The sequence below is a fragment of the Streptomyces caniscabiei genome, assembly GCF_014930365.1.
Taxonomy (GTDB): domain Bacteria; phylum Actinomycetota; class Actinomycetes; order Streptomycetales; family Streptomycetaceae; genus Streptomyces; species Streptomyces caniscabiei.
Genome location: NZ_JABXWI010000003.1, coordinates 516,784 through 538,076, shown reverse-complemented (window position 1 = coordinate 538,076; position 21,293 = coordinate 516,784). Strand labels below are relative to the sequence as shown.

The following is a 21,293-nucleotide window of genomic DNA, read 5'->3' as shown; positions in this document are numbered from 1 at the left end:
CACTACAGGAACTTCGGGCAAGATCTCCCCCTTGGACCCGGCCTGCAAGGCAGCTGCATAAGTTGCGTTGCTAAAGTACCGGCCTTCCGTTCGGTTTTGGAGGTTGAGTAAGTGTGAGTTCAAGCACTAGTAAAGGAAGGGTCATGGTGACGTGAGTGGCTAGACAGGAACGGGCGATCCGTACACGCAGGGCCATCCTCGATGCGGCTGCTCAGATGTTCAACGAGCTCGGTTATGAGGCCAGCACCATCGGCATGCTCATCGAGCGGGTGCCACTCACCCGGGGCGGCGTGTACTTCCACTTCACGTCGAAGGAAGAGCTGGCACGCGCGGTGCTCGACGAGGCCGTGACCAGTGAAGGGCTCGTGCCCCAGGCGCTGAAGCTGCAGGAATGGGTGGATCTGGCGCTCCTGCTGGCGTACCGCGTCCCCAGGGAGCCTGTGCTCAGCGCCTCGATACAACTGTCCGTCGACCCCAAGGCGCGATCCCTGTTCGGCACCCGCTGGCCGGACTGGATCGCCGTGTCGACAGACCTGCTCACCGAGGCCAAGAAGCGCGGCGAACTGCGCTTGCACGTCGATCCGGCGCAGATCGCCCGACTCGTGGTCGGGGCCTGGACCGGTGTCCAGCTGGTCACCGAGACGCTGCCCGACCGCGATCTGTCCCAGGAAGTGTCGGCCCTGTTCGCCCTCGTGCTGCCCGGCCTGGTGCCAACCGAGGTGCTGGCCAAGCTGGACATCTCTCACTACCGGGCCGAACACCTGCTGGCGGCTGCTCGGTCGTCGGGCGGGGAACCCGCCCCGGTTCCGACGTCCTGACGTGGCGCCGACGTCAATGGCGGCATCCACAGCCGCGGACCCCGGAGATGGGCGGGCTTCGCGCAAATAAACCGGACTGATTGACGGTTTATGTAAGAGTGGATGGACGGGTGCACGCGTTACGTGCCACCTCGTCGACCGCGTGACCGACGTCAACAGGGGGATCCGTGCGTCTGAGCCTGTTCGAACCCGTCTGCACACACTTGGACTCGTACTGCGAGTCGCTGCTGGAAGAGCTCGGTGCTCACCTCTTCAGATCCCTGCAGCGCAGTGGCCAGCGGCTCAAGGCCGAGCGGTATGTGCGCGGACTGCTGACCGTGCCCGGGCGCAAGACGCTGCGCAACATCGCCGCCCAGTTCGAGGGCGGCGCGGCGCAGCAGAGTGTCCATCACTTCATCAGCGAATCGCCCTGGGAGTGGATACCGGTGCGCCATGCCGTGGCGCAGTACGTGCAGAGGAACCTGGCGCCGGACGCCTGGGTCGTCAGGTCCACGATGATCCCCAAGGTCGGCGCGCACTCGATCGGTGTCGACCGTCACTTCCTCCCGCACATGAATCAGACCGTGACCGGCCAGCAGGCGGTAGGGGCGTGGCTGGTCTCCGGCAGGTCCGCAGTGCCCGTCGACTGGCGTCTGCGACTGTCCGGCCGCTGGCTCAGCAGTCCCCGGCGGCAGCGGGCCGGTATACCCACCGGTGTCGTGGCCGACTCCCTCGACGATTGCGTGCGCGAGGCGGTGGCCGCCATCACGGGCATCCCCGAAGTCCAGCACGGCCCCGTGGTGGTGGACGTCGACGGCATCGACGTGCTGGCCCTGGCCCGGCACTTCACCTCGGCCGGAATCCCCTTCGTCGTGCGGGTCGATCCCCAGGAACAACTGCGCATCGACCGGTCGGAGTTGCCGAGGTACGGCGACAGAGTGCGTACGGCGGCGGAGTTGGCCTCCTCCCTCATCAGCTTGCGGCAGCAGGTCAACATCGGTGAACGCCCCATGACGGCCGTGGCGATACCCGTCACCGCCCCCGGGCCGGCCGCCGTGGGGGGCGGCGGCATGACACTGGTCGGCGAGTGGCGGAAAACGGCCGCCAGACCCGGGAAGCTGTGGCTGGCCGGTGGTGGTCTCCCGTCGCTGCGGCTGGTCCTGTGGCTCACCACGCTGCCGAACGTCGTCGCGCGCGACTTCAACGCGATCTCCGACAAGGTCGGGATACGGGACTTCGCCGGCCGGTCCTTTCCCGGCTGGCACCGCCACGTCACCCTGGCCTCCGCCGCCCACCTGGCCGTCGCCATGGAGAGTAGCTCCGTGCTGCCGCCGTACGCCCCGCAGCGCGATCGCGATGTGCCGCACAGCAACAAACCTACCGTCCGGTAACGTGACACTCTCGGCTCCGCACAGGAGACTCACGGCCCTCCGCGCTCTACCGTCTCAGCTGTCCGGATCGACCGACTGGACAGCGACACGAGCGCCGGACGGCGGCGGAAGGAGCGTGCGGCCAGTGCAGTTCCACCTCATCGGCCCATTCCGGATCACCACCGATGAAGGCGAGACGTTCGCTCCCAAGGCCCCGAAGATCTGTCAGATGCTCGCCGTGCTGGCACTCCAGCCGCGCGAACCCATCGCGGCGGAGACGCTGGTCCGTGAACTCTGGGGGGAGAACCCGCCGAGCGGCGCACCCCGCACCCTCCAGACACACGTCTACCACGCCCGTCGCATGCTCCACGACGCCCAAGTGGTCAGTGGTGAGAGGAAGTTGCTGCTCACCCAGGCTCCCGGTTACTTCCTCGACATCGCCCGCGACGAAGTCGACGCATGCGTCTTCGAGGAACTCGTGCGACTCGCCCAGCAGGAACTTCACCAGGGGGCACCGGAGAAGGCGGTGGCGCACGTGAACCGGGCGCGCGGTCTGTGGCGCGGCCCCATGCTGAGCAACGTGCCCGTCGCCGGGGTGCTCCACGGCCGAATAGCCCACATGGAAGAACTCAAAATCCGCGCCCTCGAGCTCCGCGTGGAAAGCGAATTCCAGCTGGGCCGCTTTCGGGAGATCCTTCCGGAGCTGCGAGTTCTGGTCAACGACCACCCTTTGCATGAGTGGTTCCACGGCCGGCTCATCACGGCACTGCACCAAGCCGGCCGCCGGGCCGAGGCTCTGCAGGCCTACCAGCACCTCTACTCGATCCTCAGACGCGAACTGGGTCTGGAGCCTTCGGAGGAACTCCAGCGGCTGCAGGCCGACATCCTCAACGCGAGCACCGACGGACCTTTCCCGCACAGGGGCCGTCCCAGGGCCCTCTCCTCACCAGTCGAGTTCACGCGCCTGTGGGACTCTGCCATCGCCGGCTGACGCAACGGCATTGCCGTGCGGTCGACGGGGGAGGCGAGTGCTCGGTTCCGCTCAGGGCGCTGTGTCGTGACGGTCGCGAATGCGGTACCGAGCATCCCGGGCGCGAGCCGAGCAGAGCAGAGCAGAGCAGAGCAGAGCGGTGAGGGGGTCCTGTCGGCGTGCGTCGGCAGGACCCCCTCACCGCGTTCCGTGCTGCTTTCGTCGCGGCGGTAGGTCAGTGGGTGAGTCAGTGGTCGGAGTAGCTGAAGTCGCCCACGGTCCAGGCGCTGACGTCCTCGATCGCGACGCGGTACATCCCGCCGGTCTCCGGGATGCCCACGGTGCCCTGAAGGATCCGGGCGACATGGAAGTGCAGATGTGTGGGCGGCCCGTCCCTCTTCACGGGAGTGTCGAAGACAGAGGAGAACTCGCCCAGTCGGTCGGAGTCCTTCAGTACCTCCGACACCCTCTGCCGCCACATGGCTTCGGGAGCCAGGCGACCGGTGATGACGGTGCCACCGGTGACCACGGTCAGGGACATCTGATTGCTCTGCCCCGATTCCACCAGGGTGGCGATGTCGAGGATCAGCTCGTCAGGCTTCGGCATGAGAGCGAATTCTATGCACCGGCACGTGTGGATGGCGTGGGTGGTGGCACCACCAGGCAACACGAGCGCGCCCGGCTTCCCCGGTGCTGCGGTGGATGGCAGGGGGCGCGCACATGCGTGGCGCGTGCGCGGCGGGGCGGGGACGGCCGGGGTGAGAAGCGCCGTCGACGCGAAACGCCCCGGTCGGTGGCGTCACGGGAAGTTCGGCGGGGGGATCCAGGGTCCATCCGTGCGACGGCCGAGGGGGGTGCCTCCTTGTCGAGCGCACAAAATCTATGCTCGCCGGAGTAGACATTCGTTGCCCGCACGCTTATGGTTTCTCTTGTAGTCGAGATCCAGCAAGGCCCGGCAGACACGAACTGCCGGGCAGCAGTACACGCATGACGGCCCGGTGGTGGAGTTTCGAAGCCAGATTCGTTGCACGACGGCGACGGGACTGACGACCGGACCGGGTGGCCCGCAGTGATGAGGGGCTGCCGAGATGAAAGCCGCGGTTGACGCGGTCGCAGCAGTTCGCGGTACCAGCAGTACAAGCAGTACCAGCAGTACGCAGTCCCCCGTTTGGCAAGTGATCGATTCAGAGGGAAGAACGGAGGAGTCGAGCGCCATCAGGATCGCCCGGGTGAGAGAAGCGAGCCCGGGTACCGCAGGACATCGATAGGTAGGTGGTCTCCGGTCACGCATCCGCGATCCCCGCACCCCCGTCGCGTATCGGGCGGCCGTGCGGAAACAGAAGGCCGGCGCAGTACTACGGTCGGCAGATGGTGTTGATGTTCCTTCGGGGCCCTGGTGCCGTACGGCACCAGGGCCCCTCGACGCGTTCCACAGAGAGGTGAGATGACAGCGGACGAGTCGCTGGACCGTCTCGACGACGAGGACTACCCCGCCTACACGATGGGCCGGGCCGCCGAGCTGCTCGGTACCACCCCCGGCTTCCTCCGCGCCATCGGCGAAGCACGACTGATCACACCGTTGCGGTCCGAGGGCGGTCACCGCCGCTACTCCCGCTACCAACTGCGCATCGCGGCCCGCGCGCGCGAGCTCGTCGATCAGGGAACCCCGATCGAGGCCGCATGCCGGATCATCATCCTCGAAGACCAGCTCGAAGAAGCCGAGCGCATCAACGCCGAGTACCGCCGTGCCGGCGGATCGGCCGATCCGACGGCCACCGGGGCCTGAGAGCCGGCTCGCCGGTATCGGCGGGCCCTGCATCCCCTGTGTCGGCGCAGTCGCTGATCGGGCCACGAGTGCCGAATGCGACCCGAACCAGCGGGGCGACGGGGCGGTACGACGGGGTGAGGCGCTGGACGGGGTGGGTCACCGCCCCCGCGCTGGAACCGTGCGCTCGATGCGGCGGGACGTGCCGTGGGATGGCCCGCCGGGATGCCGCACGTCGCAAAATACGCGGCGCTGGGCCACCGGCGAGGCCTCGCGCGGACGGCGGCACGCACCCGGGATTCCAGTGACCCCACCGTCGTCGCCGCGCGCATGATCACCCACGGAGGTGCCGAGTCAGGGTCGGAAGCCACCAGCTCTGGTCGGGGGCCCGTCCCGTGTTCGGTCAGGCAGGGGTCGGTTGGGGCGGGAGTACGTGGTCGGCGAGTTTGTCCGTGCTCAGGCAGAGGGAGCAGACCGTCGCGTCGTGGGTGGTGCAGGCGGTCAGGTCGGGGCGTTCGTAGGGCTGGTGGCAGACGTGGCAGTCGTACGTCGTGGCGCTGGGGTTGCCGTCGGAGTCGAGCAGGGGCTCGTCGATGCCGTCGTCGGTGCGGCGCAGGTAGTACTTGCCCTTGGTGGCGACGGCCGTCAGCGGGGTGAGGACGAAGGCGATGACGGCGGCGGCCACGGGGGAGTAGGGCTGGAGGGTGTCGCCGAGGCCGTGGAAGTACATGGCGATCGACAGGCCGGACGCGGCGAGGAAGGCGACGACGCCGACCGGGTTGACGGCGTACAGCATGCCGCGGCGGAACTCGGGCTGGAGCGGGGAGAGTTTCAGCAGGTACTTGTTAACGCCGATGTCGGTGGCGACGGTGACGACCCAGGCGATGGCGCAGTTCGAGTAGAAGCCCAGGATGCTGTTGAGGAAGCTGAACATGTCGGCCTCCATCAGGACCAGCGCGAAGGCCAGGTTGACCAGCACGAAGACCATGCGGCCGGGATAGCGCTTGGTGACGCGGGTGAAGGAGTTCGTCCACGCGAGCGAGCCCGAGTACGCGTTCGTCACGTTGATCTTGATCTGGCTGATGACGACGAGTGCCACGGCGAGCGGGACGACCGTCCAGGACGGCAGCATCGCGTCGAACGCGCCGCGGAACTGCTGGATCGGCTCGGGCGCCGCCGCCGGGCCGACCTCGGCCAGGATGTAGACGGCCAGGAAGACGCCGATGGCCTGCTTCAGGGCGCCGAGGACGACCCAGCCGGGCCCGGCCATGATCACGGCCGTCCACCAACCGCGCTTGTTCGCCTCGGTCTTGGGCGGCATGAAGCGCAGGTAGTCGATCTGCTCGCCGATCTGCGCGATGAGGGAGAGGCAGACGCCCGCGCCCAGCAGTACGGAGGCCGTGTTGACGCCGCCCTCGCCGTCGGTGCCGGCGTAGGAGAGGAAACGGTCGACGGTGCCGGGGTCGGTGGCGACCAGGTAGACCAGCGGGGCGACCATCAGCACCAGCCAGATCGGGGTCGTCCAGACCTGGAGCTTGCTCAGCGCCTTCATGCCGTAGATGACGAGCGGGATGACCATCAGGGTGGACACCAGATAGCCCAGCCACAGGGGCATGCCGAGGCCCAGCTTCAGCCCCTGGGCCATGATCGAGCCTTCGAGGGCGAAGAAGATGAACGTGAAGCTGGCGAAGATGACGCTGGTGATGACCGAGCCGTAGTAGCCGAAGCCGGAGCCGCGGGTGATCAGGTCCAGGTCGATGTTGTAGCGGGCGCCGTAGTAGGCGAGCGGGAAACCGGTGACGAAGATGACGACGGCCGCCACCGCGATGGCGATCAGCGCGTTGCCGGTGCCGTGGGCCAGGCCGATGCCGGCGCCGATGGAGAAGTCGGCCATGTAGGCGATGCCGCCGAGGGCCGTGGTCGCCACGACCATCGGGGTCCAGCGGCGGTAACTGCGGGGCGCGAAGCGGAGGGTGTAGTCCTCCAGCGTCTCCTTGGTCGCCTGGCTCTTCGCGGAGTCGGGGGACGTGGCTGGGGTCAGCCGTGGCTCGGTCGTGCTCATGGTCAACCCTTCGGTTCTGCGGGGAGCGGGGGGTCTCGCGTACGGGACGGGGGTCGGGGATTCAGAGGCGGTCGGTGTGCAGTGCCATCTGGGTCATGGCTCTCCGGGCGCGTTCGAGCACCACGGCCATCGAGTCGCCGACGTGGGCGCGCAGTGCGCGGTGGCCGTCGTCGAGCCGTCCGTCGCGCACGAACTCCATGATCTCGATGTGTTCGGAGATGGTCGTCTCCACCCGGTCCCGGGTGAGGAAGTCGTACATACGGACCCGGCGGATGCGTTCGCCGACCGCCACCAGGGCATCGGTGAGCGCGGGGTTGCCGGAGGCGCGGGAGAGTTCGGCGTGGAAGCGTTCGTCCTGGACGACGAAGCGCGGGTCGGGTGGGGGTGGTTGTGCGCGCATCGCGTACCAGCGCTCCAACTCGGCGCCGACGACCGCCGGATCGTGCCGGACGGAGGGGTCCTCGATCGCCCGGGCGACACCTCGCAGCTCCAGGGTGACCCGGAGTTCGTAGAGGTCCTTGAGCTGCGCGAGGTTGGGGATCGTGACGAATAATCCGCCGTCGCCGCGCTCGATCAGTCCGTCCGTCAGCAGCCGTGCCAGCGCCTCGCGCACGGGGGTGCGTGACACCCCGAACCGTGTCGCGAGCCGCATCTCGGCCAGCCGCTCACGGGGGCCGAAGTCGCCGTCGAGCACGGCGGTACGCAGCCGCGCGTAGACCGCCTCACGCAGCGAGGCCACGCTGGACGCGGTCCGGTGCGGGGCGGCGACCGGTGCCTGAACCGGAGCGGTGCCCGGGGTCAGTGCCGGGGCGGCGGTGCCCTGAGCCGGTGTCGGGGCGGTGCCCGGGTGTGGATCCGGGATCGCATCCGGCCGCGTATACAGCGTCGAATCCATGAGCGGACACGCTAGAAAACGCTTGTTTCACCGGCCGCCCTCGTTCGGTGAACGGCGGGTTTCCGGCACCGTCCCCCCCCCCCGCTCCTGACGGGCAGCCGGGTCGGTGGTCGGCTCTTCTGGCCGAGGCGCGGGGGTCGTTGCGCGGTATGTGCGGCGGTACGGTGGAGCGGTGACTCCGTTACCGGAAGGTCCGTCGGCCTCGATCAACGAAGACGACCGTGACGCGGCCGTGCGGCGCCTGCGGGAGGCGTACGCCGAAGGGCTCGTCCCGCACGAGGAGTTGGACGGACGCCTTCACCAGGCGCTCACCGCCGAATCGCGCGGCGACCTCGTGTCGGCTCTGGCCTCACTCCCGGAGGAGGACCCGGCCACCACGTCGACGATCGCCGTCGCCGGCGGGCTGATCAAGCGACGCGGCGCGTGGCGGGTACCTCGGATCCTCCAGGTCGGGTCCGCCTTCGGCAGGGTGCGCCTGGACCTGTCCCGGGCGATCATCGAGCACCCGGTCGTCGACATCGAGCTGCGACTCGGAACCGGCGGAGCCGCCATCACCGTGCCTCGCGACGCGGTCGTCGACGTCGAGGGCCTGGAGACGGGGTGGAAGGACCTGCGGTACCGGCCCCCGCGCCGCTCCCGGCCCGGCGGACCGACGATCCGCGTCTCCGGAGCCATGGGCTTCGGCCGGCTGAAGATCCGCCACGGCCGGCGTTGACCCGGCACGGTCGGCGTTGATCCGCCACGGCCGGCGTTGACCCGGCGCCCCGTGGAGGGTGCGTGGGTCAGTGGTACGCGTGGACGACCGCGTGGCCCTTGCCGCGGCCGATCATCCACTTGTTGACCGGTGTGGTGATCAGGAAGGCGACCGCGAAGCCGCCGAGGAGGGCCGACCAGAAGAGGGCGTCGTCGAGGTGGGCGTCCATCGCGCCGGGGGTGAGGGCGATGATGGCGTTGTCGACCAGTTCCATGACGGCGATCGAGACGGTGTCGGCGGCCAGGGCCACCTTGATCGCGCTTCTGAGGTCCAGGCCGGCCCGCCGCACCGCGAACAGGGTGAACGAGTAGCCGAAGAGGAACGCGAGCGCGATGGCCAGGATCATGGTCGGCACGTTGCTCCATCCCAGCGCCGTGCCGATGACCATGCCCAGGATCTCGCCGATCGCGCACCCCGTGAGGCAGTGCAGCGTCGCCTTCGCCGCCATGGCCCAGGACGCTCCGCCGTGTTCTCCATGGGGCCCGTGGTTCGTGTGGTGCGTGTGCTGCGTGTGGTCCATGGCCTCTCGATCCCTTCTCGTCCATGGTGGCCCGTCTCTCCGTGCACGGCCAGGCTATACCCCTGGGGGGTATATGGCGAGGGGTGGGCAGGGGCGTGTCCGGATGCCTCGGGTGCCCCCTCGGGGCGGTCGTCGCGCGCCGCGCTGAGTCGGAGCGGCGGTCGCTACGTACTAAGCAGGTACGTAGTGGTCGACGATCGGTGAGCCGGATCCCCGGGTCCCGTGAGGGGTGGCGACGTGGCTGGACACCTTCTTGGCTGGACCCTGGTGGTGCTGGGCGCCGGGACGGCCGTCGGGAACCTCGTGCGGCTGGCGCTGGTCAGAGGCTGGGGCCGGTTCGAGGCGGGGGCCGAGGCGGTCATGGGCGTGGGGATGGCCGTCATGGCGGCGCCTCCGACCGCGACCCTGTACGGCACCTACGGCATCTGGTGGGCGGCCGTGTTCGGAGCGCTCTGCCTCGGGGGCGTGGCCCTGTCCGTACGGCATGCCGCGCGCGGCGGTGTGCGGCAGGTGCGGCACGGCGCCCATCTCGTGATCGGCAGTGCCGCCATGGTGGTGATGACCCTGGCCATGCCCGGCGCCGCCTCGGGACCCACGCTCGCCCTGGCCGGCGCCTCCGGGCACGGGCACGGGCACGGCGGAGCGGGTGGGGCGGAGGGCATGGGTGCCGCCCACGGCGTCACCGAGGCGGCCGCCACCTCCGGCTCGGCGCTCCTGTGGCGCGTCGCCTTCTGGGCCCTCGCCGCCTACTTCCTGGCAGCCGTGGCTCTCGCCGTCCGTGCGTGGATGCGGGAGACCGGCGGCTCATCCGCCGGGCCGGTCGCCCAGGCCCGCCACCGTCGAGCGACCCGGACCCCGGCGGTGCTGTCCGTGCCGAACGCGCGCCTGGTCGGTCACGTCGGCATGGGTGGTTCGATGGCGACGATGCTGCTGATGATGACCGTCTGAACCGAACGGGCCCTGCGCAGCCGGTCGTTGAAGTCCGAGAGCGGTCCGAGAGCGGTCCGAGAGCGGTCCGAGAGCGGCCCCAGGGGGACCCGCGCGGGGGCGCCAGGGCGGTCTGATCGGCGGCCGCAGGGCGCTGGGTGCCGTCGAGGTTTCGAGATCGCCCTCGGCCTCACCCGGCGCCGAGCGGGCAGGCGACGAGGAGCGGCAGCAGCGGAACCGTCGCGGTCGCCGCGGCGACGCAACCCCAGAAGGCGCGGTGCGGGGGACGGCGCGGCCCGAGGACCCGCCGGATCCGGATCAGCACCGCCGGGCCGCCCGCCGCGAACGCGCCCTTCGGGGTCCGGGCCGCAGCCATCTCGTACATCGCGCTCGCCAGCGCCCCGTCGGAGTGGGCGCGCAGGGCGCGGTCGTCGGCGATCATCTCCAGCAGGAGCGCCGTCTGTGTACGGGCGTGGCGGGCCAGGGGGAGCAGCGGGAAGACCGACCCGAACGCCGCCGCGGCGGCGATCACCAGATGGTGGCGGCCCGCGATGTGCGCCCGTTCGTGCTCCAGAACCGCCGCGAGCTGTTCGGGAGCCAGCTCCCGTACGGCCGCGTCGCTGATCACGATCCTCGGCCGGTGGCCCGGCAGGCAGTAGGCGGCCGGCACGTCGTACGGCAGGACGGTGGCCCCCAGCCGTACGGAACGGCGGCCGACCAGATCCACCGCCTCCCGGTGCCGGGCCCGGGTGCGGCGGGCGCGTACGACATGGAAGGCGAAGCTTCCCGCGAGCGCGGCCCCGAGCACCGCCGGAACGGCGACGGCGAGGCGGCCCGCGGTGTCGTGGCCGGGCCCGCTCGCGCCCAGGTCGAGCCCGCAGGAGTGCAGCAGGCCAAGGAGTCCCTCGTGCGTGTGGGCGGTGGGCATCAGCAGGTGATACGCCGTCAGCGCGGCCCCGAGGGCGAAGGAGACCGTCAGGGAGTGCCAGACCGCCAGGGCCAGGGCGGGTGCCCGGTGCGGCCATGCGGCACGCAGCACCAGGGGCGGGGCGACGAAGCCCACCGTCGCCGTGTAGGCGAGCAGGAGGGGCGCCGCGTTCACGGCTTCGCCTGCCGTCCCACCGCGCGCAGGGCCTTGCGCAGGGCGGCCTGCTCCTCCTCCGTCATGTTCTCGACGAAGTGGACGAGTGCGGCCGGCCGGTCCTTGCTCGCGTCCAGACCGTCCTCCATCAGCGCGGCGGCGTACGCCTCGCGGCTGCGTACGGGCGTGTAGAGCCAGGCGCGGCCCTGCTTGCCCCTCAGCAACCAGCCTTTGTTGTAGAGGATGTTGGTCACGGTCATCACCGTGGTGTAGGCGAGCGGACGGGTCTTGTTGAGGTCGTCCACGACCTCGCGCACCGTCGCCGGACGGTTCCATGTCCAGAGGCGGTCCATGATCTCCGCTTCCAGTTCCCCCAGCCGTCGCATGGCCCTGACCCCTTCCGGCTGTCGACGCGTACGCGTATACGCAGAGGCATAGTAGATGGCTCGCTTGTCGCGGCTCGTCGGCGGCGGTGGGGTCGGTTCGTGAGGTGGCCGGCGCGGGCCGGGTGTCGGCCCGCGCCGGGGGTTGCTCAGAGTCGGTCGAGGATGGCGTCGAGCTGCTCGACCTCGGCGGACTGGCTCTTCACGATGTCGCCCGCCATCTTCACGGCGGCGTCGTTCCTGCCGTTCTTCCGCTCGTCCTCGGCCATGGCGATGGCGCCGTTGTGGTGCTCGATCATCAGCTGGGCGAACAGCTTGTCGAACTCGGTGCCCTTCATGTCTTCGAGCCGCCGCATGTCCGCGTCGGACATCATGCCGTCGGCGCCGCCGCCCTCGCTGCCGTGACCCATGCCGGGCATGGACTCGACGGCGGTCGGCCGGTCCCAGGAGCGCAGCCATTCCTTCATGGTCGCGATCTCCGGGTCCTGGGCCTTCTCGATCTGCTCGGCGATGTCCTTCAGCTCGGCGTCGGACGCCCGGCCGTCGGCGAGTTCGGCCATTTCCAGGGCCTGCTCGTGGTGCGGGATCATCATCTGCGCGAAGGTGACGTCGGCGTCGCCGAAGTCGGCGGATCCGGCGTCGCCGGACGCGGATGCGGACGGCGAGGCCTTGCCGCTGCCGTGATCCATACCGTCCATGTCGTCGCCGCAGGCGGTCAGGAACAGGGCGCCGACGGCGACGACGCTCACGGTGGCGGCGGCGCGGCGGAGGCGGGTGCGGCGCGAGGGGCATGTGGGGTGCGTGGGGGCTGTCATGGTCTCGATTCACCTCGTGGTGTGCGTTCTGGGGCTGTTCGTGGGCAGGCGAAGCCGCGGGGCCGCGCGGGACGCGCGCCCGCGTGAGCGGTTCGGCCTACAGCCGCAGAACTGACAGACGGGTGAGATCGGGCCCGCGCGGCGGCGGGCGGGGTCGCGTGAACGCGGCGACCTGGGCGAGGAGTTCCGCCCACTCCTCATGGCGGCGGGTGAACGCCGGTGCGAGCAGGGCGGTGAGCACCCACGCGCCGAGCAGGATCGCCACACAGAGGGACTGCATGTCCATGGTCGGGGCCGGTTCGTGCGAGGACCGAGGTCCCGAACCGGCGGTATGCGCATCCGCCGGATCGGCCGGATCCGCTGCATCTGTCGAACGCGTCGCATCCGTCGCGTCCGCCGAACGCGCCGCATCCGCCGTATCAGTCGCCGCCGTCGAGTGGGCGACGGTGCTCATGGCGTGCGAGGGCTCGCCGGGGTGTCCCGTGCTGTGCATCGCGAGGACGCCGAGGGCGAGTACGGCGACGAGCAGCAGACGGCCGAGCGTGCCACCTGCGCGTACGCGCCGACTCACCTGCATGCGGGGCTCCGTCACCGACCGTTCTGGATCTGCTTCCCCGACCGTAGCCGGGAAACGAGCACCGCGCCGGGTGAAGGGGCGATTTCTACTGTTCTACTAAGTGATTTCGTGGTGAAGGTCACGCGGTCAGGGCGTGCCGGGGGTGCTGTCCGGGACGGCCGAGGCCTCGGAGACCTGGGTCGGGGTCACCGACGGGGCGGTGGTGTCGGTGGCGCTCTTGGTGGGCGGGGCCGAGGGGACCGGGGTCGCGGGGCTGTCGGAGGGCGACCGGGTGTCGGGGGTGGGGGAGGGCGGCGGCGTCGGCGAGGTGCTGCTCGCGGGGGGCGGCGCCAGGGGGACCGAGGGGGTCGCGGGGCCGTCGTTCCGGCCGAGGTGCAGGGGGAGGGCGACGAGGGCGACGGCGGCGCAGGCCGCGGCGGCACCGGCGGCGGCACGGACCAGCCGACGGCGGGCGGCACCGCGGCGGATCGCCTCGTAGCGGCCCGGCGGTGGGCCGAGACGGTCGGTGGGGGGACGCAGCAGGACGGTGAGCGGGTCGTCGGGCTCGAAGTCCGGGTCGTCGTCAGGGCGTGTGATCAAGGCTTCTCCTCAGATGGGCGCGGAGCAGTTCGCGGGCCGCGTGGAGGTCGGCCTTGACGGTTCCTTCCTTGCGTCCGGTCAGCTCGGACACCTCACGGATCGGCATGTCAGCGTAGTAGTGCAGCAGGATCGGTACGCGCAGCCGTTCCGGCAGCGACTGCACGAGCAGCCGGACCGAGGGGTCGGACCGTTCGGCGTCGTCGTACCGCGGGCGCACCGCGGCCTCGGCGGTGGCCCGGTGCATCGCCTTGCGTTCGCGTTCGAGCTTGCGCCAGTGGTCCCGTACGAGGTTGGCCGCGGTGACGTAGAGGAAGCCGTGCGGCTCCGCCACGGACGTCCACCGGGCCCAGAGCCGGGTGAACGCCTCCGACGCGATCTCGTGGGCCGTCTCGTCGTCGTCGACCAGCCGACGGCACCAGCCGGCGAGGCGCGGGTAGAGGGCGGCGAACAGTTCGGACGCGGCCTTCTCACGGGACCGTTTCAACGCTCTCCATGGTCGTGACGGTGCGACAAGGGGCAAGGGGGACGGGGCGGTCGGGGTGCGGCTCACCGGGCCGTGGAGCTCAGTGTCGCGAAGACGATCACGTTGTCCCGGTACTCCTCGCCCGTGCGCGGGCCGCCGCAGGTGATGAGACGCAGCGCGGGACGGCTCACGTTGCCGTAGACCTCGTCCGCGGGGAAGTCGGCCTTGGCGACCGTGCGTACCGAGGCGACGGTGAACTCCGCCGTCGTGCCGTTCTCCAGGCGCGCCTCGATCCGCTCGCCCCGCCGCAGCCGGGCGAGTTCGCGGAAGACGCCGTCGCCGTGGCGCCCGACCGTGACATGGCCCAGGATCACCGACGGGCCGGTCTGGCCCGGCGTCGGCGAGTGCCGGTACCAGCCCGCCCGGTCGTGCTCCGTGACCGGCGGCACCTCCACCGTGCCGTCCGGGGCCAGCCCCAGCCGGATGACCGGGGTGTCGACCCCGATGGCAGGGATCAGCAGCCGCACCGGGACCGAACGGCCCAGGGGGCGCACGGCGCCACCGGCCGACGAAGAGGACGACGGGTGCGGTGCGGACGGGGGCGTGTCGGCCTCGGGAGGCGCGGCCGTGGCGCGGTCGGTGCCGCCGTCGTCGCAGCTCACCAGCAGTGAGGCCGCCGCGGCGACGGCGAAGGCGCGCCTGGAGAGCGGGGTCACGCCTCGTTCGCCCGCTTGCGACGTACGAGCACCACGGCCGCACCGCCGCCGAGGAGCAGCGCGGTGGCGCCCGTGCCCGCCAGCACGGCGGCGCCGCCGGACCCCTCCGACTTCGGGGCCGTACCGGTGTCGGGGGCGCCGCTGGGAACGACGGAGACCTGGCTCGGTACCGGGCTCGCGTCGCCGGGGGTGGGGGCCTTGGTGGGTTCGGTCTCCGCCGGGTGGTCCGAGGCGGGGGCGGAGGGGACCGCGCTCGGCGCCTCGGAGGCCTGCTGCGGTACGGCGGTCGGGCTGGTGTCGTCGGCGAACGCGGGCAGCGCGGTCGCCAGCACGGCGGTGAGCGCGAGTGCCGCGGCACTGAGGACGGTTCGTCGCATGGGTAGCTCTCTCTCGTCGGGTTCGGCGCGCCGCCGTCCCGGCCGGGTTCGGCGGAGGGACGGCGGCGTGGAACGGGTCCGTGGCCGCCGCCCGGTCGGTTGCCCGGCATGCGGCGGCGTCACGTACCGAGCGAAGAGACGAGACAGCGGAGGAACGCGTTGTAAAGAGATGGCAAAGCCGTCAGAGGGAGGGGAGTTGGGGGGCAGCTGCCGGGAGTCCGTGGCGCGCTGACGTCGGGTGTCGGCGCATAGTGGCGGGCGAGGTCGGTGGCGAGGGTGGGCGTGGCACATCGCCGGACGACTGGACCGGGCACGGCGGCTGGAGGCCGAGTCGGCGGTCAAGGACGAACGGCTCCGCTTCGCCGCCGACCTGCACGACATCCAGGGCCACCACCTCCAGGTCATCGCGCTGAAGAGCGAGTTGGCCGCGCGGCTGGTGGAGCGGGACCCGGTGCGCGCGGCCGCCGAGATGCGCGAGGTACGGCAGTTGTCGGCGGACGCCCCGCGGGACACCCGGGCCGTGGTGCGGGGCTACCGCCGTACGGCACTCGACGACGAGATCGCCAACGCCGGCAAGGTGCCGGCCGCCGCCGGCATCGACGCCCGTAGGGCCCTCGAACCGGCCTCGCTCCCCGCCGACCTGACCGACACCGCACGGCATCTCCTCGGGCTGGTGATGCGGGAGACCACCACCAACGTGCTGCGCCACAGCCGGGCCCGGTACGCCGAGGTCGACTGCCGTGTCGTCGACGGGCGGGCCCGGCTGCGCATGACCAACGACGGCGCCGACGCGCATCCCGTCGGCACGGACGGTACGGGGCTCGTCGCGCTCGACGAACGACTGCGGGCGGCCCAGGGCGAGTTGACATGGCACCGCGACGGCGAACCGCTTCGAGGTGACGGCCTCACTGCCGCTCGGACCCACGAAGGGGGCGGCACGATGATCCGGCTGCTCATCGCCGACGACGAGGACCTCCTCAGAAGCGCCCTCGCCGCGCTGCTCGCGCTGGAGGACGACCTGACGGTCGTCGCCGAGGCGTCCACGTCCACCGAGGCGGTGCGGCCGGCCCGCGAGTTCCGCCCGGACATCGCGGTGCTCGACCTGGAGATGCCGCCGACGGACGGGCTGCGCGCCGCCGAGGAGATCGGGGCCGAACTGCCCACCCGCGTCGTGCTGGTGACCCGGCACGCCCGTCCGGCGGTGCTGCGCCGGGCGCTCTCGGCCGGGGTGCGCGGCTTCGTGCCCAAGACCACCCCGGCCGCCCGGCTGGCGGAGATCCTCCGCGATGTCGCCGCCGGACGCCGCTACGTCGACCCCGACATCGCCGCGTCCGCCCTCACCGAGGACGACTGCCCGCTCAGCGACCGCGAACTGCAGGTGCTGCGCGCGGCCCGCACCGGAGCCTCGGTCGCCGAGATCGCCGCCGAGGTCCACCTGGCCCAGGGCACCGTCCGCAACTACCTCTCGGCCCTGGATCTGAGTGGACGACGCGTGGTTCCGCCGAGCGACGCGCCGAACCGGCAACCGCTCAGTACACGTCCCGCACGTACCGCTTCTCCGTGGCCAGTTGCTTCACGTACGCGGCCGCCTCGTCCTCGGTCATCCCGCCGTGGGTGATCGCGACGTCCCGCAGGGCCCGGTCGACGTCCTTCGCCATCCGGGAGGCGTCGCCGCACACATAGAAGCGGGCGCCGTCCTGGAGCCAGTGCCACAGCTCGGGTCCGTGCTCGCGCATCCGGTCCTGGACGTAGACCTTGGCACGCTGGTCACGGGAGAAGGCGGTGTCCAACCTGCTGAGCACACCCGACTCCTGAAGGTCGGTCAGCTCCTCCTGGTAGTAGAAGTCCGTCGCCCGGTGCTGCTCCCCGAAGAACAGCCAGTTGGGCGCCCGGTGGCCGAGGGCCCGCCGTTCCTGGAGGAAGCCGAGGAAGGGCGCGACACCGGTGCCGGGACCGACCATGATCATGGGGGTCACCGGGTCGGCAGGCGGCCGGAAGTGCGGCGAGCGCTGGACGAAGACCGGCACCTCCAGGTCCGCCTCGCCGTCCGCGAGGAAGGGGGAGCAGACCCCGCCGCGCGGGTGCCCGCGCAGGTTCTCGTACCGCACCACCGACACCGTCAGCGAGATGTGGTGCGGGTCGACGAGCGGGCTCGACGAGATCGAGTACAGACGCGGCTGGAGCTTCCTGAAGACACCGGCCCACTCCTGGGCGGAGGCCCGTACGGTGAACTCGGCGACCACGTCGACGGCCTGCCGGCCCCACGACCACTGGGCCAGCCCGTCCTTGTTGTCCGGACGCATGAGCTTCTTCAACTCCCGGTTGTCCCGGGTGCGTTCGGCGACGAAGCGCAGGAGGTCCGCGGTGATCCGGGTGATGTCGAGATGCCGGTGCAGCGCCTCGGCGAACGGCACCTCGCCGAGCCCGTCCAGCGTCACGGGAGCCGAACCGTCCAGGCCGGTCACCGCCAGCCACTCCGCGACCAGGCCGAGGGAGTTGACCGGCCGCACACCGAGCGCGTCGCCCGCCTCGTACGACAGTCCCGTCCCGCTGGTGTCGAAGGTGAACCGGCGCACCTCCTTGCCCGCGCCGGGCAGGCTCAGCAGCCGGTTGCCGACCAGCCGGGCGGCGGCGGGCGCGGGCCTCGCGGAGCGCGGGGCGGCGGGCGTGGCGGGCGTGGACACGGGCGCGGCGGTGATCGGGGGAGCGGTGAGGGTGGCGGAGCCCGGCGGCCTCGTAGCCGAGGTCGTGGGCCCGCCTCCGCCGTCGCCCCCGTCCGTGCCCGTGCCGAGCGCGGTGATGACCTGGCCCAGCCAGGCGTCCGCCGACGGTTCGAAGTCGGGCTCGCAGTCCGTGCGGGGCGCCAGACGCACCCCGCCCAACTCGCCGAGCCGGGCGTCCAGCCGGCGGCCGTGCCCGCAGAAGTCGTCGTACGAGGAGTCCCCGAAGGCCAGCACGGCGTAGCGCACGCCGTCCAGGCGGGGGGCCTCCTGCCGGGACAGCGCGTCCCAGAACCCGGAGCCGTTGTCGGGCGCGTCGCCGTCCCCGAAGGTGCTGGTGATCAGCAACAGGTCGGCGCCGTGCGGCAGTCGGTCCGGCGCGGCCTCGTCCATGCCGACGAGCGTCGCCCGGTGCCCCGCCGCCCCCAGGTGCTCGGCCGCCGCCATCGCGTACTCCTCGGCCGTCCCGGTCTGCGAGGCCCACAGCACGACGACCTCGCGTCCGGCCGGTTCGGCGGCGGTCGGCGCGGTCGGAGCCGCCGACCGCGAGTACATCCCGGCGAGCACGCCGTTCACCCACACCGCGTGCTCCGGCGCGAACGGCGCGTCCGCCGGCAGCACGGGCACCCCCTGCACGCCTGACCCGAGCCCGGCGAGGAATCCGGTGAGGTACTGCCGCTCCTGGGCGGAGAGGACGGGCGGCGGCGAGGGCTCGAGACCGAACGGGTTGGCACCCGGGACGACGGCGGACGGCACGGTCACCCCCGTCGGCACCGGGGCCGAGGTGGGTGCGGGGACCGCCACCGGGGCGGGCACCGGCGCGGACGTCCCCGTGGGCTCGCCGCCGAAGGGTGCCGGAACCCTTGCCGGTGCGGCCACCTTGGCCAGGGACACCGCGCACACCTTCAACTCCGGCTGGAACGACAGCGGATCCACCGCGTCGCTCGTCACCGCGTTGATGCTCAGGTACTCGCCGAACAGGTCGTTCCAGTGGAACGGCGCGAACACGCACCCGGGCATCACCCGGTCGGAGACCACCGCCGGAAGGACGGCGCGCCCCCGCCGTGACGCGACCTCCACCGAGTCCCCGTCCCCGACGCCCAGTTCACGCGCGTCCCGCGGATGCACCTCCACGAACGGGCCGGGGTTCAGCTTGTTGAGCTTGGCGACCCTGCCGGTCTTCGTCAGCGTGTGCCACTGGTGCTGGAGCCGCCCGGTGTTGAGCACGAACGGGTAGTCGTCGTCAGGCATCTCGGCGGCCGGCAGGTGCGGCCGCGCGTGGAACACGGCCCGCCCGCCGGCCGTGGGGAAGAGCAGCCTCCGGCCCGCCGCACCGTCGACGCCCGCCACCACGGCGTCGCTCGCGTCACCGTCGCCCACCACGTAGCGGATCGGATTGCGTGCCGGGCCGTCCTTCGAAGCCGCGGGCCACTGCACGGACCCCGACCGCAGCCGGTCGTACGTCACGCCCCGCAGGTCCCACCCGGTCTTCGGGTTCCACGCCCGCTTGATCTCCTCGAAGACCTGTTCGGCGCTGTCGTACGCGAAGCCCTTCTCGAACCCCATCTCCCTGGCGACGGCCGCGATGATCCGCCAGTCGGCCATCGCCTCGCCCGGCGGGTCGGCGGCGGGGGCGGCCAGCGTGAGGTTGCGCTCGCTGTTGACGAGGACGCCCTCGGACTCGGTCCACAGCGCACCGGGCAGCACGACATCGGCGTACGCGTTGGTCTCGGTGTCGGCGAAGACGTCCTGGGTGACGACGAACTCCGCTGCCTCCAGGCCCTCGATGACGGTCCTGCGGTTGGCGACCGAGGCGACCGGGTTGGTGCAGATGATCCAGCAGGCCTTGATCTCCCCGTCGGCCATCTTCCGGAACATCTCGACCGTGCCCTTGCCGACGCCGTCCGCGCGCAGGGAGTCCGGCTCCAGCCCCCACAACTCCTCGACGAACGCCCGCTCCTCGGCCACGAGCACGGACCGCTGGCCGGGCAGCCCCGGCCCCATGTAGCCCATCTCGCGCCCGCCCATCGCGTTGGGCTGGCCGGTGAGCGAGAACGGGCCGCTGCCGGGACGGCAGATCGCGCCGGTCGCCAGATGCAGATTGACGAGCGCGTTGGTGTTCCAGGTGCCGTGCGTGGACTGGTTGAGCCCCATCGTCCAGCAGCTCGTCCACTCGGCGGCCTCGCCGATCAGCCGCGCGGCCGCGCGGATGTCGTCCGCCGGGATGCCGGTGATCTCGGCGACGGCGTCCGGCGCGTAGTCGGCGAGGAAGTCGGGCATCGCCTCCCAGCCCTCGGTGTGGGCGGCGATGAAGTCCGGGTCGGTGTGCCCGTTCGCGTGCAGCAGGTGCAGCAGGCCGTTGAGGAGGGCGAGGTCCGTTCCCGGGCGTATCCGCAGGAACAGGTCGGCCTTCTCGGCCGTGGCCGTGCGGCGCGGATCGACGACGATCAGTTTCGCGCCCGCCTTGACCCGGTCCATCATCCGCAGGAAGAGGATCGGATGGCAGTCCGCCATGTTCGAGCCGATGACGAGGAAGACGTCCGCGCTGTCGAGATCGTCGTAGGAACCGGGCGGCCCGTCGGCGCCCAGCGACAGCTTGTAGCCGGTGCCGGCGCTCGCCATGCACAGCCGGGAGTTGGACTCGATCTGGTTGGTGCGGATGAAGCCCTTGGCCAGCTTGTTCGCGAGGTACTGGGCCTCCAGGCTCATCTGGCCGGAGACGTAGAAGGCGAACGCGTCGGGTCCGTGCTCGTCGATGATCGCGCGCAGCCGCCGGGCGGTCTCGGCGATCGCGTCGGAGACGGGCGCGGGGGCCGGTTCGTCGCCCCGGTCGTCCCGGACGAGGGCGGTGGAGAGGCGGCCGGGCGCGGCGAGCATGTCGGCGGTGGTCGCGCCCTTGGTGCACAGGCGGCCGAAGTTCGCGGGGTGGGACTTGTCGCCGGACGCCTTCAGGACCGTGCGGCGGCCGTCGGGACCCATCCCGACGTCCAGGAGCATGCCGCAGCCGACACCGCAGTACGAGCACACGGTCCGCACCTGGGTGGTGGTGCTCTGCGGGCCCTGTGCGGCCACGGGCGGCCCCTCTCTGTCGGCGTCCGGGGTCTCCGGTCGGTCGTCCGTGCGGCGTCCGGTCGGTCCACCGGTCGCTGTTGTTGAGCTGTCGCTGTCGCCTGTCGGTGCGGCGGCCGGTGCTGTCCGGCGTGACAGCCGTGCGCCGCTCGACGCGGTGGCCGGTCGCCGTCCGACACGCGGTCGGTCGCCGTCCGATACGGCAGCCGGTCGCCGTCCGATACGGCAGCCGGTCGGCTTCCGCTCAGCTTCCGGATCGCCGTCCGGCAGGCTCGATCGTACGAATTGCCCGTTACGCCTGTGTCACATGATCTGATCATGAGGCGTTACGCCCGCCACACACGCCCGCGCAAGGGGCTGTGAGGGCGGGTTCCGGCCGACCTGTCGGACGCGGGCGTCGCGGTCCGTGTCGCTGTTGGGCCGAACGGGTGAGCTGCGTAAGAATTGGCTGAT

19 protein-coding genes and 2 pseudogenes are annotated in these 21,293 nt (G+C 71.2%); 8 read left to right on the top strand and 13 right to left on the bottom strand.

Annotated elements, in window-relative coordinates; genetic code table 11:
* Positions 1–155 precede the first annotated feature (155 nt).
* The 3 genes from HW837_RS10620 (at position 156) to HW837_RS10610 (ending at position 3,158) form a co-directional block, all read left to right on the top strand.
* Positions 156–818 (top strand): ScbR family autoregulator-binding transcription factor, encoded by a 663-nt coding sequence (locus HW837_RS10620; RefSeq protein WP_045562091.1) that lies wholly within the window; start codon positions 156–158, stop codon positions 816–818.
* A 167-nt stretch (positions 819–985) separates the two neighbouring features.
* Positions 986–2,188 carry an IS701 family transposase gene (locus tag HW837_RS10615; protein WP_313895500.1) on the top strand — a complete coding sequence of 401 codons (1,203 nt, stop codon included), beginning with the start codon at positions 986–988 and terminating at the stop codon, positions 2,186–2,188.
* A gap of 124 nt (positions 2,189–2,312) precedes the next feature.
* Positions 2,313–3,158 carry an AfsR/SARP family transcriptional regulator gene (locus tag HW837_RS10610; RefSeq protein ID WP_045562090.1) on the top strand — a complete coding sequence of 282 codons (846 nt, stop codon included), beginning with the start codon at positions 2,313–2,315 and terminating at the stop codon, positions 3,156–3,158.
* 226 nt (positions 3,159–3,384) lie between these two features.
* Here HW837_RS10610 and HW837_RS10605 read toward each other — a convergent pair whose 3' ends face one another.
* Entirely contained in the window at positions 3,385–3,744 is a 360-nt protein-coding gene (locus HW837_RS10605; RefSeq protein WP_045562089.1) for a hypothetical protein, read from the bottom strand.
* Positions 3,745–4,581: 837 nt separating this feature from the next.
* On the opposite strand from HW837_RS10605, the gene HW837_RS10600 reads away from it, so the two are divergent.
* Positions 4,582–4,923 carry a MerR family transcriptional regulator gene (locus HW837_RS10600; RefSeq protein ID WP_045562088.1) on the top strand — a complete coding sequence of 114 codons (342 nt, stop codon included), beginning with the start codon at positions 4,582–4,584 and terminating at the stop codon, positions 4,921–4,923.
* 382 nt (positions 4,924–5,305) lie between these two features.
* Here HW837_RS10600 and HW837_RS10595 read toward each other — a convergent pair whose 3' ends face one another.
* Together HW837_RS10595 and HW837_RS10590 are read right to left on the bottom strand one after the other, a co-directional pair.
* Positions 5,306–6,964: an allantoin permease gene (locus HW837_RS10595; RefSeq protein ID WP_093789555.1), complete on the bottom strand. Its 1,659-nt coding sequence runs from the start codon at positions 6,962–6,964 to the stop codon at positions 5,306–5,308.
* 61 nt (positions 6,965–7,025) lie between these two features.
* Positions 7,026–7,859 carry a GntR family transcriptional regulator gene (locus HW837_RS10590; protein ID WP_078853857.1) on the bottom strand — a complete coding sequence of 278 codons (834 nt, stop codon included), beginning with the start codon at positions 7,857–7,859 and terminating at the stop codon, positions 7,026–7,028.
* Positions 7,860–8,031: 172 nt separating this feature from the next.
* Between HW837_RS10590 and HW837_RS10585 the strand changes: the two genes are divergently transcribed.
* Positions 8,032–8,574 (top strand): DUF1707 SHOCT-like domain-containing protein, encoded by a 543-nt coding sequence (locus HW837_RS10585; protein ID WP_193380602.1) that lies wholly within the window; start codon positions 8,032–8,034, stop codon positions 8,572–8,574.
* A 67-nt stretch (positions 8,575–8,641) separates the two neighbouring features.
* On the opposite strand, the gene HW837_RS10580 is transcribed toward HW837_RS10585, so the two are convergent.
* The gene (locus tag HW837_RS10580) at positions 8,642–9,133 is read right to left on the bottom strand and encodes a DUF4396 domain-containing protein (protein ID WP_045562085.1); all 492 of its coding nucleotides are present in this window, start codon (positions 9,131–9,133) and stop codon (positions 8,642–8,644) included.
* A 237-nt stretch (positions 9,134–9,370) separates the two neighbouring features.
* Here HW837_RS10580 and HW837_RS10575 point away from each other — a divergent pair, with 237 nt between their 5' ends.
* Positions 9,371–10,081: a DUF5134 domain-containing protein gene (locus HW837_RS10575; RefSeq protein WP_143110702.1), complete on the top strand. Its 711-nt coding sequence runs from the start codon at positions 9,371–9,373 to the stop codon at positions 10,079–10,081.
* Between the two features lie 169 nt (positions 10,082–10,250).
* Here HW837_RS10575 and HW837_RS10570 read toward each other — a convergent pair whose 3' ends face one another.
* The 8 genes from HW837_RS10570 to HW837_RS10535 form a co-directional block, all read right to left on the bottom strand.
* Positions 10,251–11,162, bottom strand: coding sequence for a M56 family metallopeptidase (locus HW837_RS10570; RefSeq protein WP_093789558.1), 912 nt, complete (start codon positions 11,160–11,162; stop codon positions 10,251–10,253).
* Positions 11,159–11,527, bottom strand: coding sequence for a BlaI/MecI/CopY family transcriptional regulator (locus tag HW837_RS10565; RefSeq protein ID WP_045562083.1), 369 nt, complete (start codon positions 11,525–11,527; stop codon positions 11,159–11,161). Before HW837_RS10565 ends, HW837_RS10570 begins: the two co-directional genes overlap by 4 nt.
* A 146-nt stretch (positions 11,528–11,673) precedes the next feature.
* On the bottom strand, positions 11,674–12,339 hold the full coding sequence (locus tag HW837_RS10560) for a DUF305 domain-containing protein (RefSeq protein WP_193380604.1): 666 nt from the start codon (positions 12,337–12,339) through the stop codon (positions 11,674–11,676).
* A 97-nt stretch (positions 12,340–12,436) separates the two neighbouring features.
* Positions 12,437–12,916 (bottom strand): DUF6153 family protein, encoded by a 480-nt coding sequence (locus tag HW837_RS10555; RefSeq protein ID WP_045562081.1) that lies wholly within the window; start codon positions 12,914–12,916, stop codon positions 12,437–12,439.
* A 126-nt stretch (positions 12,917–13,042) separates the two neighbouring features.
* On the bottom strand, positions 13,043–13,495 hold the full coding sequence (locus HW837_RS10550; protein WP_045562080.1) for a hypothetical protein: 453 nt from the start codon (positions 13,493–13,495) through the stop codon (positions 13,043–13,045).
* Positions 13,479–13,979: an RNA polymerase sigma factor gene (locus HW837_RS10545; RefSeq protein WP_045562079.1), complete on the bottom strand. Its 501-nt coding sequence runs from the start codon at positions 13,977–13,979 to the stop codon at positions 13,479–13,481. The genes HW837_RS10550 and HW837_RS10545 overlap by 17 nt, the downstream gene beginning before the upstream one ends.
* Positions 13,980–14,041: 62 nt before the next feature.
* Positions 14,042–14,674, bottom strand: a complete 633-nt coding sequence (locus HW837_RS10540; protein ID WP_193380605.1) for a class F sortase — start codon at positions 14,672–14,674, stop codon at positions 14,042–14,044.
* Positions 14,671–15,051: a Tat pathway signal sequence domain protein gene (locus HW837_RS10535; protein WP_086799280.1), complete on the bottom strand. Its 381-nt coding sequence runs from the start codon at positions 15,049–15,051 to the stop codon at positions 14,671–14,673. Before HW837_RS10535 ends, HW837_RS10540 begins: the two co-directional genes overlap by 4 nt.
* A 238-nt stretch (positions 15,052–15,289) precedes the next feature.
* On the opposite strand from HW837_RS10535, the pseudogene HW837_RS49965 reads away from it, so the two are divergent.
* Positions 15,290–15,538, top strand: a pseudogene (locus HW837_RS49965) (histidine kinase); the annotation flags it as partial.
* Between the two features lie 453 nt (positions 15,539–15,991).
* Positions 15,992–16,522, top strand: a pseudogene (locus HW837_RS10525) (response regulator); the annotation flags it as partial.
* Between the two features lie 58 nt (positions 16,523–16,580).
* On the opposite strand, the gene HW837_RS10520 reads toward HW837_RS10525, so the two are convergent.
* Positions 16,581–20,843 carry a bifunctional nitrate reductase/sulfite reductase flavoprotein subunit alpha gene (locus HW837_RS10520; RefSeq protein ID WP_193380606.1) on the bottom strand — a complete coding sequence of 1,421 codons (4,263 nt, stop codon included), beginning with the start codon at positions 20,841–20,843 and terminating at the stop codon, positions 16,581–16,583.
* Between the last annotated feature and the right edge of the window lie 450 nt (positions 20,844–21,293).

Excerpts from the sequence above, each read along its gene's own strand:
- HW837_RS10605 (WP_045562089.1), bottom strand. The coding sequence starts at position 3,744 with ATGCCGAAGCCTGACGAGCTGATCCTCGACATCGCCACCCTGGTGGAA.
- HW837_RS10600 (WP_045562088.1), top strand. The coding sequence starts at position 4,582 with ATGACAGCGGACGAGTCGCTGGACCGTCTCGACGACGAGGACTACCCC.
- HW837_RS10595 (WP_093789555.1), bottom strand. The coding sequence starts at position 6,964 with ATGAGCACGACCGAGCCACGGCTGACCCCAGCCACGTCCCCCGACTCC.
- HW837_RS10590 (WP_078853857.1), bottom strand. The coding sequence starts at position 7,859 with ATGGATTCGACGCTGTATACGCGGCCGGATGCGATCCCGGATCCACAC.
- HW837_RS10580 (WP_045562085.1), bottom strand. The coding sequence starts at position 9,133 with ATGGACCACACGCAGCACACGCACCACACGAACCACGGGCCCCATGGA.
- HW837_RS10565 (WP_045562083.1), bottom strand. The coding sequence starts at position 11,527 with ATGCGACGGCTGGGGGAACTGGAAGCGGAGATCATGGACCGCCTCTGG.
- HW837_RS10560 (WP_193380604.1), bottom strand. The coding sequence starts at position 12,339 with ATGACAGCCCCCACGCACCCCACATGCCCCTCGCGCCGCACCCGCCTC.
- HW837_RS10555 (WP_045562081.1), bottom strand. The coding sequence starts at position 12,916 with ATGCAGGTGAGTCGGCGCGTACGCGCAGGTGGCACGCTCGGCCGTCTG.
- HW837_RS10535 (WP_086799280.1), bottom strand. The coding sequence starts at position 15,051 with ATGCGACGAACCGTCCTCAGTGCCGCGGCACTCGCGCTCACCGCCGTG.